Annotated in this window: 15 protein-coding genes; 9 read left to right on the top strand and 6 right to left on the bottom strand. The window is 70.6% G+C overall.

Annotated features, from left to right (window positions below; all coding sequences use genetic code 11):
• A complete protein-coding gene (locus NUG20_RS00535) occupies positions 1-1,989 on the bottom strand; it encodes a sialate O-acetylesterase (RefSeq protein ID WP_263396547.1) in 1,989 nt (662 codons plus the stop codon).
• Positions 1,986-4,190, bottom strand: a complete 2,205-nt coding sequence (locus NUG20_RS00530) for an alpha-glucuronidase family glycosyl hydrolase (protein ID WP_263396546.1) — start codon at positions 4,188-4,190, stop codon at positions 1,986-1,988. The genes NUG20_RS00535 and NUG20_RS00530 overlap by 4 nt, the downstream gene beginning before the upstream one ends.
• Before the next feature lie 182 nt (positions 4,191-4,372).
• Here NUG20_RS00530 and NUG20_RS00525 point away from each other — a divergent pair, with 182 nt between their 5' ends.
• The gene (locus NUG20_RS00525) at positions 4,373-5,449 is read left to right on the top strand and encodes a LacI family DNA-binding transcriptional regulator (RefSeq protein ID WP_263396545.1); all 1,077 of its coding nucleotides are present in this window, start codon (positions 4,373-4,375) and stop codon (positions 5,447-5,449) included.
• A 26-nt stretch (positions 5,450-5,475) separates the two neighbouring features.
• Here NUG20_RS00525 and xylA read toward each other — a convergent pair whose 3' ends face one another.
• Positions 5,476-6,816 (bottom strand): xylose isomerase, encoded by a 1,341-nt coding sequence (gene xylA, locus NUG20_RS00520; RefSeq protein ID WP_263396544.1) that lies wholly within the window; start codon positions 6,814-6,816, stop codon positions 5,476-5,478.
• Between the two features lie 548 nt (positions 6,817-7,364).
• Here xylA and ttcA point away from each other — a divergent pair.
• The 3 genes from ttcA to NUG20_RS00505 all read left to right on the top strand — a co-directional run bounded on the left by ttcA (position 7,365) and on the right by NUG20_RS00505 (position 11,032).
• Positions 7,365-8,237, top strand: a complete 873-nt coding sequence (ttcA, locus tag NUG20_RS00515; RefSeq protein WP_263396543.1) for a tRNA 2-thiocytidine(32) synthetase TtcA — start codon at positions 7,365-7,367, stop codon at positions 8,235-8,237.
• A 117-nt stretch (positions 8,238-8,354) separates the two neighbouring features.
• The gene (locus tag NUG20_RS00510; protein ID WP_263396542.1) at positions 8,355-9,263 is read left to right on the top strand and encodes a recombination-associated protein RdgC; all 909 of its coding nucleotides are present in this window, start codon (positions 8,355-8,357) and stop codon (positions 9,261-9,263) included.
• Positions 9,264-10,252: 989 nt separating this feature from the next.
• Positions 10,253-11,032, top strand: a complete 780-nt coding sequence (locus NUG20_RS00505) for a YgjP family zinc-dependent metalloprotease (protein WP_263396541.1) — start codon at positions 10,253-10,255, stop codon at positions 11,030-11,032.
• An 825-nt stretch (positions 11,033-11,857) separates the two neighbouring features.
• On the opposite strand, the gene NUG20_RS00500 is transcribed toward NUG20_RS00505, so the two are convergent.
• A complete protein-coding gene (locus NUG20_RS00500) occupies positions 11,858-12,700 on the bottom strand; it encodes an alpha/beta fold hydrolase (RefSeq protein ID WP_263396540.1) in 843 nt (280 codons plus the stop codon).
• Entirely contained in the window at positions 12,697-13,656 is a 960-nt protein-coding gene (gene hemH, locus NUG20_RS00495) for a ferrochelatase (RefSeq protein WP_263396539.1), read from the bottom strand. Before hemH ends, NUG20_RS00500 begins: the two co-directional genes overlap by 4 nt.
• A 166-nt stretch (positions 13,657-13,822) precedes the next feature.
• On the opposite strand from hemH, the gene NUG20_RS00490 reads away from it, so the two are divergent.
• The 5 genes from NUG20_RS00490 to NUG20_RS00470 all read left to right on the top strand — a co-directional run bounded on the left by NUG20_RS00490 (position 13,823) and on the right by NUG20_RS00470 (position 17,809).
• On the top strand, positions 13,823-14,731 hold the full coding sequence (locus NUG20_RS00490) for a lipid-binding SYLF domain-containing protein (RefSeq protein WP_263396538.1): 909 nt from the start codon (positions 13,823-13,825) through the stop codon (positions 14,729-14,731).
• Between the two features lie 341 nt (positions 14,732-15,072).
• Positions 15,073-15,297: a Sec-independent protein translocase subunit TatA gene (gene tatA, locus NUG20_RS00485; RefSeq protein WP_263396537.1), complete on the top strand. Its 225-nt coding sequence runs from the start codon at positions 15,073-15,075 to the stop codon at positions 15,295-15,297.
• Between the two features lie 15 nt (positions 15,298-15,312).
• Complete coding sequence (tatB, locus tag NUG20_RS00480) at positions 15,313-15,840, top strand: Sec-independent protein translocase protein TatB (RefSeq protein ID WP_263396536.1); 528 nt, start codon at positions 15,313-15,315, stop codon at positions 15,838-15,840.
• A complete protein-coding gene (tatC, locus tag NUG20_RS00475; RefSeq protein WP_263396535.1) occupies positions 15,837-16,580 on the top strand; it encodes a twin-arginine translocase subunit TatC in 744 nt (247 codons plus the stop codon). Before tatB ends, tatC begins: the two co-directional genes overlap by 4 nt.
• A 305-nt stretch (positions 16,581-16,885) precedes the next feature.
• Complete coding sequence (locus tag NUG20_RS00470; protein ID WP_263395115.1) at positions 16,886-17,809, top strand: IS110 family transposase; 924 nt, start codon at positions 16,886-16,888, stop codon at positions 17,807-17,809.
• A gap of 72 nt (positions 17,810-17,881) precedes the next feature.
• Here NUG20_RS00470 and NUG20_RS00465 read toward each other — a convergent pair whose 3' ends face one another.
• The gene (locus NUG20_RS00465) at positions 17,882-18,781 is read right to left on the bottom strand and encodes a BPSS1780 family membrane protein (RefSeq protein ID WP_263396534.1); all 900 of its coding nucleotides are present in this window, start codon (positions 18,779-18,781) and stop codon (positions 17,882-17,884) included.
• Positions 18,782-18,784 lie beyond the last annotated feature (3 nt).

Genomic DNA, 18,784 nt, shown 5'->3' with positions numbered 1-18,784 from the left:
TCAGGGAGAAGAAGCCGTGGCCGCACGGGCCGCGGTCGGGAGGGAGAGTTCGAACGGACCGGCCGGCAATCCGGCGCGATCGAACAGCGTGCACACCGGGCTGTCGGCCCAGCAGTAGCGCACGCGGGTAGGCGCGGCGCCGGCGGGAACCGGCAGGCGCACGCTGCGGCCCTGCAGTTCGGCCTGCGCGTAGCGGCAGCTGCCGGATGCCGCGCCGCACAGTTCGAAGCCGATCGGTGCAGCAGCGCTGTAGACCTGCAAGGCGCCATCGACATCGTCGAAATCGACCACCAGCGCCGCGCCCTCGCGACGCAGCGCATGCGGCACCGGCCCGGACGGCGCCACCGCCTCGCCGTAGACCACATGCCGCGCCGCGCGCGCCAGGCGGCGGCCGAGTTCCTGCTTGTTGGCCGGATGGATGTCATAGCGGTCGCCGATGTCGATGGCCACCGCCAGGCCGGCATGCGGGTCGGCGGCGACGAAGCGCCGTTGCGCCTCGCGCAGCTGCGCCCAGCCGCTGTCGCCGGGCTGGGTGGGCGGCGCGCCGTAGTTGGCCAGCTGCACCAGCAGCAGCGGCAGTTGCGCGCCGAAGCGCTGCCGCCAGTCGCGCTGCCAGGCGTCGAGCAGCGCCGGATAGCCCGCCGCGTCGCCGGTGTTGGATTCGCCCTGGTACCACAGCACCCCGCGCAGGCCGACTCGGCCGAGCGGCGCGATCATGCCGTTGTACAGCGTGGTCAGGCCCGCGGCCGAGGACCACGGCGCGCGCGGCGGCGTGCCCAGCTGCGGCGGCGCGCTGCGGTACCGCCACCCGGCCAACGCCACCCGGCTGCCGTCGCCCAGTTGCAGCTGCTGCGCCTGCGCACCGCCCAGCAGGCCGCCGCGGCGGTAGCTGTTGTACACGTTGACCACGATGGTGTTCTTGCCCGCGTGCAGCACGCCGCGCGGCAGGCGGTAGCTGCGCGGCTGGTCGGCGCCGTAGCTGCTGCCCACCGCCTGGCCGTTGACCCAGGTCTGGTCGAGTTCGTCCACCGGCCCCAGCGCCAGCGTCGCCTGCTGTTTCGCCTGCTCGGCGCTCAACGTGACCGTGCTGCGGTACCAGACCATGCCGTTGAAATTGACCAGCTGCGGCACGCCCCAGTCGTCCCAGGCGTCCAGCGCCGGGACGTCACGCCAGTCGCCACCGGCGTCGTCCGGCTGCCACGGTGCACCGCTGCCGTGCGCGCGCCACCACGCTTCCCACAGCCTGCCCCAACGCGGCGCCGCCTGCTGCGGATCGGTGGCGTAGCGCGCCAGCACGTCCAGCGCCGGTGCGTTGCCATCGACCTTGCGCAGCGCCGAATCGCCGATCCACGCCTGCATCTGCGAACCGCCCCAGGAGGCGTTGATCAGTCCCATCGGCACGTCCACGCTCTTGCGCAGTTCGCGGGCGAAGTAATAGCAGGCCGCGGAGAACGCGCCGACCGTCTCCGGCGTGGTCGGCTGCCATGCGGCCGCGCCGCCGAACTGCGCCTGCGGCGTCGGGCTGGACTGCGCCGGCACCTTGAACATGCGGATCGCCGGCTGCTGCGCATCGGCGATCTCGCTGCGCGTGTCCAGCGAGCGTTGCACCGACAGTTCCATGTTCGACTGGCCCGAGCACAGCCACACATCGCCGAGCAGCACGTCGTCGGCGCGCTGCGTGCGGCCGCGCGCGGTGCTGGCCTGCAAGGTGTACGGCCCGCCGGCCGGCAACGCCGCCAGCTGCGCCTGCCAGCGGCCCTGGCGGTCGGCACGCGCCTGCACCCGCTGCTGCGCCAGCTGCACGGTCACCGTCTCGCCCGCCGCGGCTTGGCCCCACACGCGGATCGGCACATCGTGCTGCAGCACCGCGTGGTCCTGGAACAGCGGATGCAACAACGGCGCTTCGCCCGCATGCGCGAATGCGGGCACGCACAGCGCCGCCAGCAACAGGCGGCGCGCACGCGCGGCAAGCGATCGGTGCGATGTCATTTCGGATTCCCCGGTGCGTACGGAAAACGCAGTGCCTGGTAGTACGGCAACGGATGCGCCGGTGGCGCGGTCCCCGGCGGCAGCGCGCGCCCGGACACGTGTTGCCAATAGGCGATGCTGGCATCGCGCCACCATTGCGCCTCCTGCTGCTGGATCGCCAGGAAATCGGCGACCTGGCGATGGCGCTGCGCATCCACGTACGGTGCCAACCCGGCCCAGGTCGCGCGCATCCGCGCCACCTCGGCCACGCCGTGGTCGTAGCGGCCGAGCAGTTCGTCCCACAGCGGCCGGCCCGAGGCCATGCGGTGGTCCCACGGCACGTGGTGGAACCACAGCAGGTATTCCTCCGGCACCGTGCGCACGTCGCCGAAGCGGCGCGCCAGCGGCGGCGCGTACTGCGCCACCGCGTTGCTGCCGGTCGCACTACGGTCGAAGCCGATGCCGTTGCGGTCGGCGCGGTGGTAGTACACCGGGTCCCAGTCCGGCCGCGCGCTGCCCGCATCCCACGGCGCCGGGCCGTAGTGGTGGCCGCGGCCCATCAGGTGATGCAGGCCGAGCGGAGTCATGTAGTCGACCGCCGCCTGGTGCGAAGCCATCATCATCCCGACCACCGGCGCGACCAGCGCCGGGTCGTTGCCGAACGTCATCCGCACCCAGTCCTCGGCGATCGCCTGCGCATCGCCCTGCGGATCCCACGCCAGCCGCCCGAACGCGTACCAGTTGGCCTGGTCGAAGATCGAGCCGGACCAGGTGCGGTCGGCGCCGATGTTGGCGACCCCGGCGATGCCGCTGAGCGCGTGCTTGTCCACCGCACCCTCCACCACCCGCGCCACCGTCGCGCGCTTGCCGCGCTGCGTATCCGCTTGCAGGGTTTCCTGGTACAGCGTGCCCAGGTAGACCAGGTGCGTGGCGAAGCCCAGGTACTCCTTGGTGATCTGGAATTCCAGCATCAGCGGCGTCTTCGGCATCGCCCCGAACAGCGGATGGAACGGCTCGCGCGGCTGGAAGTCGATGGCGCCGTTCTTGACCTGCACCACCACGTTGTCGCGGAACTTGCCGTCCAGCGGCACGAACTCGCTGTAGGCCTGCTTGGCGCGGTCGTCCGGCTGCTCGTGCGAATAGACGAAGGCCCGCCACATCACCACCCCGCGGTGCGGCGCCAGCGCATCGGCGAGCATGTTGGCGCCGTCGGCGTGGCTGCGCCCGTAGTCCTGCGGGCCGGGCTGGCCTTCGGAATTGGCCTTGACCAGGAAGCCGCCGAAATCGGGAATGCGCGCGTAGATCTCGTCGGCCTTGGTCCGCCACCAGCGCCGCACCGCCGGGTCCAGCGGATCGGCGGTGGCCAGTCCGCCGATCTCGATCGGGGCGCTGAAGCGCGCGCTCAGATACACGCGGATGCCGTACGGACGCAGCGCCGCAGCCAGCGCCGCGGTCTTGTCCAGGTACGCCGGGGTCAGGCTCCAGGCGTTGGCATTGACGTTGTTCAGCACCGCGCCGTTGATACCGATCGAGGCGTTGGCGCGCGCGTAGTCGGTATAGCGCGGGTCCACGTAACCGGGCAGCTTCTGCCAGTCCCACAGCGAGGCGCCGGCGTAGCCGCGTTCGACCACGCCGTCCAGGTTGTCCCAGTGGTCGAGCACGCGCAGCTTCACCCGCGGCGCATCGCGCAACGCGAGCGGCGCCGGCGCCTGCCCGGTCTGCAGCAGGCGCAGGAAGCGGAAGGCCGCATACAGCGCGCCGCGCTCGCCGCCGCCGACGATCGCGGTCGCGGGGCGCCCGTCCACCACCACGCTGCGGATCAGGTAGCCCTCCTCGCCCAGGCCGCGCGTGTCCAGCCGAAGCCGCGCGATCGCCGGCGTGGCCGGGGTGCCGAGCACGATCGCGCCGGCGCGGTCGGCGCTGGGGGCAAGCGGCGGTTCTGCGCCGAGCAGGCCGCCCAGGCCGCGGCGCAGCTCATCGCGCGCGGCCACCTGCATCGGCGTGTCGGCGCTGGCCACCAGTTGCGTCGCCGCCGCGCGCCACGGCGCGGCCTGCGCCTCTGGCAGCGGCTGGTAGCGCAGCCACAGGTCGTAGCCATCCTCGGCCTGCGCCGCGGCGGCCGGCAATAGCAGCGCCAGCCACAGGACGGCGCAGCGCAGCCATCCGCCGCGCGCGGGGCGCTGCGGCGATTGCGCGCGCTGCGGCGTGACGATGGCGCTCATGCGTGCGCCCCGCTGCGCGGCGCCGGCGTCCGCCGGCGGTCGCCGCCCACCCGGCTTCCCGGTACCATGCAGGCCTCACTCGCATCGGGATCCACACCGTGCCGCGGCGCCGCCGCACACGGGGCTTGCGCAGGACGTCCCCGGTCGAGATCCACGCCCGCAAGCCAGCGAAGAGGCACATCTTGGAGAAGGTCAGGAAATCGGTTCGCCGCAAGAGCCTTGCCGTGACCATCGACGAGGTGGCCGCGCTCGCCAAGGTCTCGCCGATGACCGTGTCGCGGGTGATCAACGGCCAGGGCAACGTGCGCGACACCACCCGCGAGCAGGTCATGCGCGCGGTCGACACGCTCGGCTACACGCCGAACCTGGCGGCCAGCGCCCTGGCCGCCGCGCAGAGCACGCGGGTCGCGCTGATCTACAGCAATCCCAGCGGCGCCTACCTGGGCGAGCTGCTGGTCGGCGTGCTGCGCGCCGCCTCGCGCACCTCGATCCAGGTGGTGGTGGACTACTGGGACGACCTCGGCGCCGAAGTCGAACGCAAGGCCGCGCGCAAGCTGGCCAAGAGCGGTGTGGCCGGGGTGATCCTGCCGCCGCCGCTGTGCGAATCGGAGGCCGCGATCCACGAACTGGTGCGTGCCAAGGTGCCGGTGGTGGCGATCGCCTCCGACCGTTTCAGCGACCGGGTGGCCTGCGTGCGCGTGGACGAGTTCAACGCCAGCAAGGACATCACCGCCTACCTGATCGCGCAGGGCCATACCCGCATCGGCTACATCGCCGGCCGCTCCAACCTGTCGGCCAGCGCGCGCCGTTTCGAAGGCTTCCAGGCGGCGCTGGCCGAGGCCGGCCTGCGCCTGGACCGGCACCTGCTGCAGCCGGGCGACTACACCTACCGCTCCGGCCTGGACGCCGCCGAGAAGCTGCTGTCGCGGCGCCAGCGGCCCAGCGCGATCATCGCCAGCAACGACGACATGGCCGCCGCGGCAATCTCGGTCGCGCACCGGCGCGGCCTGGACGTGCCGCGCGACCTGTCGGTGGTCGGCTTCGACGACACCTCGGCCGCGACCGCGGTGTGGCCGGAACTGACCACCATCCGCCAGCCGATCGCGGCGATGGCCGACGCGGCGATCGACATCCTGCTGCGCAGCATCCGCAGCAAGGAACACACGGCTCGGGCAAGGATCGATCATGTGCTCGCTCATCAGCTGGTCAAGCGCGATTCGGTCGCCGCACCGGCCACCGCGCGCGCCGAGCGGCGCTGACGCGGCGGCGGTCGGCCTGCTCCGCATCAGCGAATCAGGTACTGGTTGATCAGGTTCTCGTAGGCTTCCTGGCGGCCGCTGGCCTGCTGGGGCGCGCCGGCCTTGGCCGCGTGCGCCGCCAGGTCCGCCAGGGTGCTGCTGCCGGCGGCGAACGCCGCGCCGGCGCCGCTGTCGAAGCTGCTGTAGCGCTCGGCGCGCCACTGCTCCAGCGGCGAGGCCGTCAGCAGCGCATGCGCAACCTCCAGCCCGCGCGCGAACGCGTCCATGCCGCCGATGTGCGCCAGGAACAGGTCCTGCGGATCGGACGACTCGCGCCGCACCTTGGCGTCGAAGTTCAGCCCGCCCGGCGCCAGCCCGCCCTGCCGCAGCACCACCAGCATCGCCCCCACCGTGTCGTACAGGTCGGTCGGGAACTGGTCGGTGTCCCAGCCGTTCTGCGGGTTGCCGCGGTTGGCGTCGATGCTGCCCAGCAGGCCCGCATCGGACGCGACCTGCAGGTCGTGCTCGAAGCTGTGGCCCGACAGCGTGGCGTGATTGGCCTCGATGTTGAGCTTGAAGTCCTGGTCCAGGCCGTGCTGGCGCAGGAAGCCGATCACCGTGGCGCTGTCGAAATCGTACTGGTGCTTCATCGGCTCCATCGGCTTGGGCTCGATCAGGAAATTGCCGGTGAAGCCGATGCTGCGGCCGTAGTCGCGCGCGATGGTCAGGAACCGCGCCATGTTGTCCTGCTCGCGCTTCATCTGCGTGTTGTGCAGGCTGGCATAGCCTTCGCGGCCGCCCCAGAACACGTAGTTCTCCCCGCCCAGCTCCACCGTGGCGTCGAGCGCGGCCTTGACCTGCACCGCCGCGCGCGCGACAACGTTGAAGTCCGGGTTGGTCGACGCGCCGTTCATGTAGCGCGGGTGCGAGAACAGGTTGGCCGTGCCCCACAGCAGCTTGATGCCGGTGTCGGCCTGGCGCTGCTTGGCGATGCCGACCATGTGCTGCAGATTCTTCTCGTACTGGCCGACGTCGTCCGCGTCCGGCGCCAGGTCGATGTCGTGGAAGCAGTAGTACGGCACGCCGAGCTTGGTGAAGAACTCGAACGCCGCGTCGGCCTTGGCTTCGGCGCGGCCCAGCGCATCGCTGCCGGCGTCCCACGGATAGGCGCGCGTGCCCGGCCCGAACGGATCGGCGCCGTTGCCGCAGAAGCTGTGCCAGTACGCCACCGCGAAGCGCAGGTGCTCGGCCATGGTCTTGTCGCCGATGCGCTTGGTCGCATCGTAGACCTTGAACGCCAGCGGGTTGTCCGAGGCCTTGCCTTCGAACGCGATGCGGCCGATGCCCGGGAAGTATTCCTTGGCGCCGATATAGACGGAGTTGCTCATGGGAGATGGAGTCCTGTGCAGTGGGAGGAAGAAGAGGACGCGCGTTGCCGCCGCCGGGCCGGCACGATGCCGGCAGCCGAGACGGCGGCCGACGCGGCCGCGAATGGATGGGGCAGTGCGCACAGCCACGGCTGGTGAGCGCCAGCGGCGACGCGCGGATGTTCGATACAGATGGCGCAGGCACCTTGCCCGCCGTGGCGGCGCGGCCTGGTGCCAGCGCAGGCGATGCCGAACGACGACCGACGGCCGCTGCCGCGAGCGAACCGTGACGGACGCAACGTTATGGTAGCGCTACCAGAAACCGGACTAAAAAAAGCTTCACTGCGGAGGGAAGCCGACGGGGCCATCAGATGCGTTCGCAAGCCGGGGACACGCCGACTTTACCCAGCCCATCGGCGAAACGCTTGCTGCGCTGCGCCATCCATGCGCATCGCGTGCGCACCACCCCGGTGCCGTGCCGTTGTCGGGATCACGCGCAGCGCCTCCTGAGCGCGGTGCGTGCTTCCATTGCAACGCGCCCCGCGTCGCGCCGACTACAATGCGCGCCGATGCCGTCCACGCCCCTGCCCCTGCCGCAACGCCTTGCCGATCCCGCCCCGCGCGAGCGGCGTACGCCGTCGGCGTTGGGCAAGCGCCTGTGCCGGCAGGTCGGCCAGGCGATCGCCGATTTCGGCATGATCGAAGCCGGCGACAAGGTGATGGTGTGCCTGTCCGGCGGCAAGGACAGCTACACGCTGCTGGACATCCTGCTGCAGTTGCAACGCAAGGCGCCGGTGCCGTTCGAGCTGGTGGCGGTGAACCTGGACCAGAAGCAGCCCGGCTTTCCCGAGCAGGTGCTGCCCGACTACCTGCGCGCGCTCGGCGTGGCCTGGCACGTGATCGAGCAGGACACCTATTCGGTGGTCAGCCGCGTGGTGCCCGAGGGCAAGACCCTGTGTTCGCTGTGCTCGCGGCTGCGCCGCGGCGCGCTGTACCGCTACGCCGCCGAGAACGGCATCAGCAAGATCGCGCTGGGCCATCACCGTGACGACCTCGTCGCCACGTTCTTCATGAACCTGTTCTTCCACGCAAAGCTGGCGGCGATGGCGCCCAAGCTGCGCAGCGACGATGGCCAGCACGTGGTGATCCGGCCGCTGGCCTACGTGCGCGAGGCCGACATCGCCGAGTACGCGCAGGCACGCGGCTTCCCGCTGATCCCGTGCACGCTGTGCGGCAGCCAGGACAACCTGCAGCGGCGCCAGGTCGGGCTGATGCTGCAGCAGTGGGACCGCGAGCATCCGGGCCGCATCGAGCAGATCGCGCGCGCCATGGGCAACGTGCAGCCGGCGCAGCTGGCCGACCCGGCCCTGTTCGATTTCCGCACGCTCGGCGCCGCCGCTGGCGGGTCCGCCGCCGGCTGGCCGCTGGACGACGGGGCCTGACGCATCGGCCGCTGAACCGCGCGTTGCGGTATCGGGGCGGGAGCGATGCGACAATGCCCGCTGCCCCACCCTGCGCCTGGCGCCGGGCCGTTCCGTTTTCCTTCTGCTGGATGCTCGATGTTCTTTCGCAACCTGACCCTGTTCCGCTTCCCCACCACCCTCGACTTCTCCGAGATCGACAAGCTCCTGCCGGAGGTCCAGCTCAAGCCGGTCGGCCCGCTGGAAATGAGCTCGCGCGGCTTCATCTCCCCGTTCGGCCGCGACGAGCGCGAGGTGCTGTCGCACCGCATCGCCGAGTTCCTGTGGCTGACCGTCGGCGGCGAGGACAAGATCCTGCCCGGTTCGGTGGTCAACGACCTGCTCGAGCGCAAGGTCGCCGAGATCGAGGAGAAGGAAGGGCGCCGGCCCGGCGGCAAGGCGCGCAAGCGGCTCAAGGACGACCTGATCCACGAGCTGCTGCCGCGCGCCTTCGTCAAGACCTCGCGCACCGACGCGATGCTCGACCTGCAGCACGGCTACGTCGCGGTAGACACCTCCAGCCGCAAGAGCGGCGAGAACGTGATGTCCGAGATCCGCGGCGTGCTGGGCAGCTTCCCGGCGCTGCCGCTGAACGCGGAAGTGGCGCCGCGCTCGATCCTGACCGGCTGGATCGCCGGCGAGCCCCTGCCCGAAGGCCTGAGCCTGGGCGAGGAGTGCGAGATGAAGGATCCGATCGAAGGCGGCGCGGTGGTCAAGTGCCAGCACCAGGAACTGCGCTGCGACGAGATCGACAAGCACCTGGAAGCCGGCAAGCAGGTCACCAAGCTGGCGCTGATCCTGGACGACCACGTCTCCTTCGTGCTCGGCGACGACCTGGTGATCCGCAAGCTGAAATTCCTCGACGGCGCCCTGGACCAACTGGAGAACGCCGACCAGGACGGCGTGCGCGCCGAACTGGACGCCCGCTTCGCGCTGATGAGCGCCGAAGTGCGGCGCCTGTTCCTGCTGCTGGAAGAGGCGCTGAAGCTGAGCAAGGCAGAGGCCTGAGGCAAGGCCGGCAGCGAGTCGCTCGACCTGGCGGCTCCCCTCGTCGCGACTGAAGTCGCTCCCACAAGGGAGCCCCAGCATGCCCGCTGGGTGCACTGTAGGAGGGACTTCAGTCCCGACTGCCGGAGCCGAGCAATTTTCCGGCCGCGTTCGTCGCGGCTGAAGCAGCTCCTACACAAGCCGCGCCTGCTGGTTGGGTGCACTGTAGGAGGGGCTTCAGCCCCGGCCAGCAGCTACCGAAGCCGGACAACTTCCTGACTTCGCTCGTCGCGACTGAAGTCGCTCCCACAAAGGAGCCCCAGCATGCCGGCTGGGTGCACTGTGGGAGGGACTTCAGTCCCGACTGCTGCCGGAGCCGAGCAATTTTCCGGCTGCGTTCGTCGCGGCTGAAGCCGCTCCTACACAAGCCGCGCCTGCTGGTTAGGTGCACTGTAGGAGGGGCTTCAGCCCCGGCCAGCAGCTACCGAAGCCGGACAACTTCCTGACTTCGCTCGTCGCGACTGAAGTCGCTCCCACAAAGGAGCCCCAGCATGCCGGCTGGGTGCACTGTGGGAGGGACTTCAGTCCCGACTGCTGCCAAACCGGCCGGCTTCCTGACTTCGTTCGTCGCGGCTGAAGCCGCTCCTACACAAGCCGCGCCTGCTGGTTAGGTGCACTGTAGGAGGGGCTTCAGCCCCGGCCAGCAGCTACCGAAGCCGGACAACTTCCTGACTTCGCTCGTCGCGACTGAAGTCGCTCCCACAAAGGAGCCCCAGCATGCCGACTGGGTGCACTGTGGGAGGGACTTCAGTCCCGACTGCTGCCAAACCGGCCGGCTTCCTGACTTCGTTCGTCGCGGCTGAAGCCGCTCCTACAGGGGCCGTGGCATGCGCTGCTCGGATCCCCTGCCGAACGATCGGGGGCGCCCGTGACGGAATTCAGCTGAAGCATGCGGCGCGATCGGTGCGCGCAGTCACCGTGCACGCACGCATGAGCGGTATGCTGTGCGCATGCCCGATTTCCTTCGTCGCCTGATCGCGCCGCCTGCCGCGGCGGTCGAACGCGACCTCGTCCGCCTGCGGTTGGACGAGCGCGAGATCGAGGTGCTGCGCGTGCGCGACCCGCGCGCGCGGCGGATCAAGCTCAGCGTCGACGAACGCGGCGCGCGCCTGACCCTGCCGCTGCGCGCCAGCCTGGTGTCCGGCGAGCGGTTCCTGCTCGAGCACCGGCACTGGCTCGGCGAGCAGCTGGCGCGCTACCAGGACGAAGACAACGAACCGGGCCTCGAACGCGGCGTGCCCGGCTGGCTGCCGCTGCGCGGCGAGCGCCTGCCGCTGCGCTGGAGCGAAGGCCGCTACGCGCACCTGCAGGTCGATGCCGAGGGCGCGCAGCTGCAGCTGCCGGCGCGCGCCGGCGATGCGGCCATCGCGCGGGCGCTGCGCGAGTTCTATGAAGCGCAGGCGCGCGCCGACGTCGGCCGCTGGCTGCCCAGGTACCTGCCGTCGCTGCCGCGCGCGCCGGCGCGGGTGCGGCTGAAGGTGATGTCCTCGCAATGGGGCTCGCTGGCGCCCGACGGCTCGATGGCGCTGGACCTGGCGCTGGTGCTGGGGCGGCCGTCGGCGTTCGAGTACGTGCTGGTCCACGAGCTGTGCCACCTGATCCAGGCCAACCACTCGCCCGCGTTCTGGCGCGAAGTGGAAGCGCGGTTCCCGGCCTGGCGCGCCGAGCGCGACTATTTCCACGCGCACGGGCGGCGCCTGAAGGCGCAAATGCGACGGTTGTTGAGCTAGCCGGGCATTCGGCTCCGGTCGCAGCAGGCTTTCTCGGCAACGCCGGTCGCGACGATGGTCCGGGGCGACCCGGGCCGCTCCCGCATGCCGTCATCGGCATCGGCCCAAGAACCGGCAGCGCCGACTTTGTTGCGTCGCTCACCGGGCCGGACTGCAGCGCGCGTGGATGCCGGGCAACGTCGGCCTGCAGATGCGACCGTACCGTCGGCCGACCGCTCGATCGGCGGTCGTTGGGCCAGCCGGGTGTGCGGCTCCGGTCACAGCGGGCCTTCGCACACCGGGCACGACCGGCGGCCCAGGGCGACCCGGCGCCTCGCCGTCATCAACTCAAGCCGACAACGGCAAGGCGCGCGGATGCCGGCAACGCCGGCCTGCAGATGTAGCCAGCCGTTCGCCGACCGGGCAGTCGGCCCACAGCGCGATGCCGCCGGGCTGATCCGGCAAACCTGTTCGGAGTGGGTGTTCGTCTCGATGCGACGCAGCGGCGTCGACAATGCAGCGACGGGTCGGATCGGCGGATTTCGCCTCAGCGCTGCGGAAGAAGAACTCCACGCGCAGCGCCCGGCAGGCCCCCTCTCCCCGCCTACCTCACACCTGGCGCGGCCTCCGGCGCCAGCGAGCGATACGGTCCGAGCGGCACTACGCCGGCATGTCATGACGCCGGGATCGGGCCGCGTACGCAAGACGTATCGCGTCTATGCCTGTTTTGTCGGCAGGCGTGGCGGGAACTTAAGCGAAATCTTTTCTACACACAAGCTTCACGGAGATTGTGCAGGTTCGTCATTCAGCGATAGGGAGCCTAGCCGGGCGGCGCAGGCCGGCGGCTCAGAGGAAGTCGCGCAGCAGCGCCGCCACCGCGGCCGGCTGTTCCATGTGCAGGTGGTGGGTGCCCGGTAGCACGTGCACGCGGCCGTGGCGCAGCCGCGCCGCGCGCTCGCGCCGCAGCGGCTCGGGGAAGTACGGTTGCGCCGGATCGGCGTAGATCACCTGCGTCGGGCACTCGATGCCGGCCAGCAGCGCCTGCACCTGCGCCTCGCTCAACCGCACCGCGGTGGGCAGGGTCAGGCGCCGGTCGCTGCGCCAGACGTAGCCGCCCTCGACCGGTCGCACCCCGCGTTCCACCAGCAGGCGCGCCGCCGGCTCGCTGAGCTGGTTGGCCTGCATCCGCGCGCGCACCGGCGCGGCCAGGTCGGGGAACACGCGCAGCGGCGCGGTGTTCGCGCGTCGCGTCGCGTCGACGCTGTCGCGCAGCCGCTCCAGCGTGCCCTCCACGGTCTCGGCCAGGCCGCCGAGCATCTCGATCGCGACCAGCTTGGCGACCCGCCGCGGCACCGCCGCGGCCAGGGTGCTGGCGATCGCCGCGCCCATCGAATGGCCGATCACCGCGAAGCGCTCCCAGCCCAGCGCGTCGGCCGCGTCCAGCAGCGGATGCAGCGCGCCGGTCAGCAGGTAGTCGGCGCCGGCAGGCAGCGGATCGCTGTGGCCGTGGCCGGGCAGGTCCAGCAGCACCAGGTCCAGCTGCGGCAGCTGCGCGCTCAGCGGCACGAAGCTGGCGGCATTGTCCAGCCAGCCGTGCAGCGCCAGCACCTTGGGGCCCTGCGGATCGCCGCTGCGCAGCCCGGCCAGCATGCCCACCCGCGACGGGCAGGCGAACGGACGCAATGTCATGCGGCGCGCGCGGCCAGCTGCGCCAGCGCGCGCGCGTGCGCCGGGGCGTCGTTGAGACAGGGGATGTAACGCACCTGCATGCCGCGCGCGGCGCAGGTCTCGACGAAGCCCATGGCCACTTCCTCCAGCGTTTCCAGGCAGTCGGTAGCGAAGCCCGGGCAGATCACGTCGACCCGCTTGGTGCCCTGCTCGGCCAATTGCCACAGGCTCGGCTCGGCGTAGGGCTGCAGCCAGCGCTCGGCGCCGAAGCGCGACTGGTAGCCGAGCTGCCACTCGCCGGCGTCCAGGCCCAGCGCTGCGGCGATCGCCTGCGCGCTGGCCTCGCAGCGTTGCGGGTACGGATCGCCGTTGTTGGCCACGCGCTGCGGCAGGCCATGGAAGGAGAAGAACAGGGTCTCGCCGCGGCCGTGCTGCGCCCAGTGCGCGCGCACGCTGTCGGCGACCGCTTCGACCCAGCCCGGGTCGGTCGGATAGTCCTCGATCAGGGTCACCGGCAGCTGCGGATTGCGCGCCTGCCAGGCCTGCACCACGTCCTCGATCGAGGCGGTGGTGGTGGTCGAATACTGCGGGTACAGCGGCAACACCACGATCCGGCGCACGCCGCCGTCGCGCAGCGCGTCCAGGGCCGGCGCCAGCGCCGGCGTGCCGTAGCGCATCGCCCAGGCCACGCGGTGGTCGGGCAGTTCGCGCTGCATGCCCTCGGCCAGGCGCCGGGTGTACACCGCCAGCGGCGAGCCTTCCGGCAGCCACACCAGGGCGTACTTCTCCGCCGAGCGCGGCGAGCGGCGCGGCAGGATGATCCAGTTCAGCAGCGGCCACCAGAACAGCTTGGGAATCGCCACCACGCGTTTATCGCCGAGGAATTCGGCCAGGTAGCGGGCGACCGCAGGCGCGGTCGGCGCCTCGGGCGTGCCTAGGTTCACCACCAGCACGGCGGTATCGGGTGCGTCGGACATGCACGCATTGTGGCAGAGGCGCCCGTCGCGCGCGTTGCGATCGTGTCTATCGAAACGATCGGCATGCCCGCACGCGCAGCGCCATCGCTCATTGCCGATTCATTGCGCTGTGACTAAGTTCAAGGACTTGCAGTATCTTGCTGCGGACCTATTTCGGAAGCCCGCCATGCCTCGCCTGCCGCGCATCGCCCTGTTGTTGAGCACCACGCTGTTCGTCGGCCATGCCGTGGCCGGCCCGGAAGAAGACGAGCGCGCGCGCAACGCGCTGCGCGTGCTGAGCGACATCCAGGAGATCCCGGAGCAGTCCATCCCCGACAAGCTGCTCGACGAGGGCCGCGCGATCGTGGTGATCCCGGACACGCTCAAGGCCGGCCTGGTGATCGGCGGGCGCCGCGGCCACGGCCTGATGTCGGTCAAGCGTCCCGACGGCACCTGGTCCAACCCGGTGTTCGTCAAGCTCACCGGCGGCAGCATCGGCTTCCAGGTCGGCGTGCAGTCCTCCGACGTGGTGCTGGTGTTCCGCAACGACCGCAGCCTGGACAACATCGTCAACGGCAAGTTCACCCTCGGCGCCGATGCCGGCGTCGCCGCCGGCCCGGTCGGGCGCAACGCCTCGGCCGCCACCGACGGCCAGCTCAAGGCCGAGATCTGGTCGTGGTCGCGCGCGCGCGGCCTGTTCGCCGGCGTGGCGCTGGACGGCGCCGCGCTGCAGATCGACGATGCCGCCGATCTCAACGTGTACGGCAGCAACACCACCCCGCGCATGATCTTCGAAGGCCGCACCACCAGCCTGCCGTCCAACGACGTGGTCGCGTTCCGCGACAAGCTCGAGGAAGCCACCTACGCGGCGCGGCAGAGCCGCGGCACCGACGGCGGCGCCACCCGCACCGCCAGCGCCCCGCCGCCGCGGCCGCAGCCCTCGGCGCAGGCCGCGCCAGCGACTGGTGCCGAACCCGCCGACGGCGCCAGCACCGCGCCCTTGCAGGCGCCGCCGCAGACGCCGCCGCCGCAGGGCGGCTTCCAGCCGGTATCCGAAGGCGAGATCCGCACCGAATCGCTCGACGGCAATCGCTAGGCGCCCATTCATTCCCGAATAGGCGGCGACGGCCTGACAGGCCGTCGCCCGGTGCCGCGTGGCGCAGTGCCTGACTGTGGCCAGTCGATTCCAGCCGCGAGCGCGGCTGACGGCCCGCCAGGCCCGCATCCGGCAGGGCGGCGGTGGCATGCGCCGGCCGCCGCGTCAGCGCCAGGTGTGGACAGCGCCACGTCTCCCCCTGTTCCTTGCCGCGTGCACGCGCAACAGCGGCACAGCCCACTCCGGAAATGCGTTGACACGCCTTCGGCGCGCCGCACCGAACGCACCGCGGCGCGGTGCGTTATCCTGCGCGTTCCTTACGACTTCTCTGCGAGCGGATCATGGGCGGTTTTAGCATCTGGCACTGGCTTGTGGTGCTGGTGATCGTGCTGCTGGTGTTCGGCACCAAGCGGCTGACCAGCGGCGCCAAGGATCTCGGCAGTGCGGTCAAGGAATTCAAGAAAGGCATGCGCGACGAAGACAAGCCCGCCGGCCAGCTCGGCGACGAGTCGCGCAGCGAACAGTCCCGCGAGACCCAGGCCGAACGCGACCGCGACGCGCGCTGATCGGAAGCCGCTGGCGTGTTCGATATCGGATTCAGCGAACTGCTGCTGATCGCTGTGGTGGCGCTGGTGGTGCTCGGCCCGGAACGGCTGCCCAAGGCCGCGCGCTTCGCCGGGCTGTGGGTGCGCCGCGCGCGCGCGCAGTGGGACTCGGTGAAGCAGGAACTGGAGCGCGAACTGGAAGCGGAAGAACTCAAGCGCAGCCTGCAGGACGTGCAGGCCTCGCTGCGCCAGGCCGAATCGCAGTTGCGCGACGGCGGCCAGCAGCTGCAGCGCGAGACCGAGGCGCTGCGCCGCGAGATCGACCCGACCGGGCCGGAGCCGTTCGCCGACGCCGCATCCGCCGAACCGCAGGCCCCGGCGCAGCCGGTGGAGCAGCTGCCGCCGGCCGGCGTGCCCGCCGTTGCGGAGCCGTCCGCGGCGCCGCAGCCCGCTGCGCCCACGCACGCCTCCACCGAACCGCGGCCCGTCCCGCACGACGCCGCGCCCGCAGCACCGGCACCTGGCGCCACACCGCCCAACGGCACTCCTGAGGCGCCGCGATGAATCCGGAAGCCGAAAGCAGCCTGATCGAACACCTGGTCGAATTGCGCGCGCGCCTGGTGCGCGCGCTGCTCGGCCTGGGCGTGGTGGTGCTGGCGCTGCTGCCCTTCTCCAAGCCCATCTACACCTGGTTGGCCGCGCCGATGCTGGCGCAGCTGCCGATCGGCCAGAGCGTGATCGCCACCCACCCGGCCGGCGCGGTGTTCGCCCCGCTCAAGCTGACCTTCTTCGTGGGCGTGTTCATCGCCGTGCCGTGGCTGCTGTACCAGGCCTGGGCCTTCGTCGCCCCGGGCCTGTACCAGCGCGAGAAGCGCCTGGCGCTGCCGCTGCTGGCCTCGGCAGTGCTGCTGTTCTACGTGGGCTGCGCCTTCGCCTATTTCCTGGTGCTGCCGGCGGTGTTCCACTTCCTGACCACGTTCAAGCCGGACATCATCCAGCTCACCCCCGACGCCGGCGCGTACCTGGATTTCGTGCTGGCGATCTTCTTCGCCTTCGGCGCCAGCTTCGAACTGCCGGTGGCGCTGGTGATTCTGGCCCTGCTCGGCTGGGTGACCCCACAGCAGCTGCGCGAAGGCCGCGGTTACGCGGTGGTCGGCATCTTCGTGCTGGCCGCGGTGCTGACCCCGCCGGACGTGGTCTCGCAGCTGATGCTGGCGATCCCGATGTGCCTGCTGTACGAACTGGGCATCATCGCCGCGGCGGCGGTGACCAGGAAGCCGCCGGAAGTGGAAGTCCGCGACTAGCGGATTTCCCGCTTGGCGCTGCCTAGCGTCAGTGCGTCTGCCGTGACCAAGCAGCTCCGGTAAAGCCCGTCGCGACTGAAGTCGCTTGTGTCTTACGCAGGTCTATCGTTGAGGTGAGAGCGGAGTGCGGCAGGCCGCTAAGTCGCAGTGCCTCACGAGCACGAGTAGGAGTCAGGGCCGCCGCACTCCGTTTCTCCTGCCAGCAAGCCCGAACAGTTGCCTGAGCCGCGAGCTCGAACCTACAAGCATGGGCATCGGCAGGAGATCTCTCGTCCCTGAGTTTACTGCGGAGAACGCCTATGTCTATGCAGCGCTTTGTCGGGATCGATGTCTCCAAGGCCGAGCTGGTCGTTCACGTCTTGCCGGATGGGCTGACCTGGACTCAGGCCAATACGCCCGAGGGGCACGCCGGCCTGGCCGAACGCCTGGCCTTGCTGGGATGCGAGCGGATCGTGCTGGAGGCCAGCGGTGGCTACGAACGGGCGATAGTGCAGGTGCTGACGCAGGCTGGTCTGCCCGCGGTCCGGCTGCCTGCCCAGCGTCCTCGTGCGCTGGCGCACGCGTTGGGACTCAAGGCCAAGACCGATGCTCTGGATGCGCGGTTGCTGGCTGTGGCGGCCCAGTGCATCCACGCTCAGCCCACCGCGGTGCTCCCTGCGCCGCTGCAGGCGCTGCGCGAACTGCTCCACCTGCGCAGCACCCTGGTCGCCCAGCGCGATGCGCAGCGCCGCTGCATGGAGCACGTGACCTGCAAGGCGGTGCGCGACCAATGGCTCGAGGTGATCGCGCTGCTGCAGCAGCGCATCTGTAACGTGTCCCGGCAGATCGCACAGGCGGGGGCTGCCTGCTCCAGCCTGCCCAAATTGCCTGGGCTTGGCCCGATCCTGCGCGCCACCCTGGCAGCCCGGCTCCCCGAGCTGGGCACCGTGCATCCGCGCAAGATCATCGCCTTGGTCGGGCTGGCGCCGTTCAATCGCGATAGCGGCCGCTGGCGCGGCCAACGCCGCATCCAGGGCGGACGCGCCGACGTGCGACGAGTGCTGTACATGGCCACGTGGGCCTCCATCCGCACCGGCTCCCCGCTGTCACACACCTACGCCCGCCTGACCGCCGCAGGCAAACCCGCCAAGGTCGCCATTGTCGCGTGCATGCACAAGTACCTGCGATGGCTCAATGCCATTGCCCGAGACCAGGCGCCTTACGCTCCTCCGGAGATCGCTTCTGCATGACAGTTGACTCCTACAGAGAGCGGGAGCCCCGCTTTTCCGAGTCCCCGGTCCCGAGTCCCGAGTCCCGGCTGCTCAGGCCACAAACACATTGGAAGGCGGCGGCGGCACCGCCGGCGCGGTATCGCCGGTGTGCACGAACATCTGCTTCCATGCCGCGTACACCGCGCCGGCCAGCGCCGGCATCGCCAGCGCCATCAGCAGCAATTGCGCGACCAGGGCCGCGATCGTCGGCCCGGCCAGCGCCTGCACCAGCAGGATCACCAGCACCAGGGCGAAATACAGCGCGAACATCGCGATGAAGGCCAGGATGAAGAACACCAGCATCGCCGGCAGGTTGTGCAGGCAGGCGCGCAGGCTGTTGCGCATCGCCGCCAGGCCACCGCGACCGTCGAACATCACCTGCGGGGCGAGCACGAACAGGGTCAGGGTCACCGCCACGAAGCCGACGAACACCAGCAGCAGCCACAGCAGGATGCGCATCGCCGGCAGCGTCGCCACCAGCTGCTCGACCTGCGCCGGATCCGGCTGGGCGCTGGACTGACCGAGTTCGTTGAGCTTGGTCATCACCGTCGCCAGCTGCTCCCAGCCGCTCTGGCCGACCACCACCAGGGCCAGGGCGCCCAGCGCCAGGCCGACCACCACCTGCGGCAGCAGCGCCACCAGCAGACTCGGCGCGCGGCCGTCGTGCACGCCCTGCAGGAGGTGCGCCGGCTGCGCGGTGCGGCCCTGGTCCACTTCGCGTACCGCCCACACCAGCCCGCCGAACAGCAATGGCCCGGCCAGGCCCAGCAGCAATTGCGCCAGCATGCCCAGGGTCGGGCTCAGCGCGCCCATCAGCAACGCCAGCAGCGCCGCCAGGCCCCAGATCACCCCCAACAGGCCCAGCGCCAGCGGCGCGCGGCGCAGCAGCGCGATCCCGCTCAACAGCCATTCCGCGCCGGCCGAGGCCGGCAGCTTGCGAATCTCGATCATTGC

This window comes from Xanthomonas sp. CFBP 8443, assembly GCF_025666195.1.
In the GTDB taxonomy this organism is placed as follows: Bacteria; Pseudomonadota; Gammaproteobacteria; order Xanthomonadales; family Xanthomonadaceae; genus Xanthomonas_A.
Note: the sequence above shows the minus strand (reverse complement) of the source record. Positions and strands in the feature narration are given on the sequence as shown.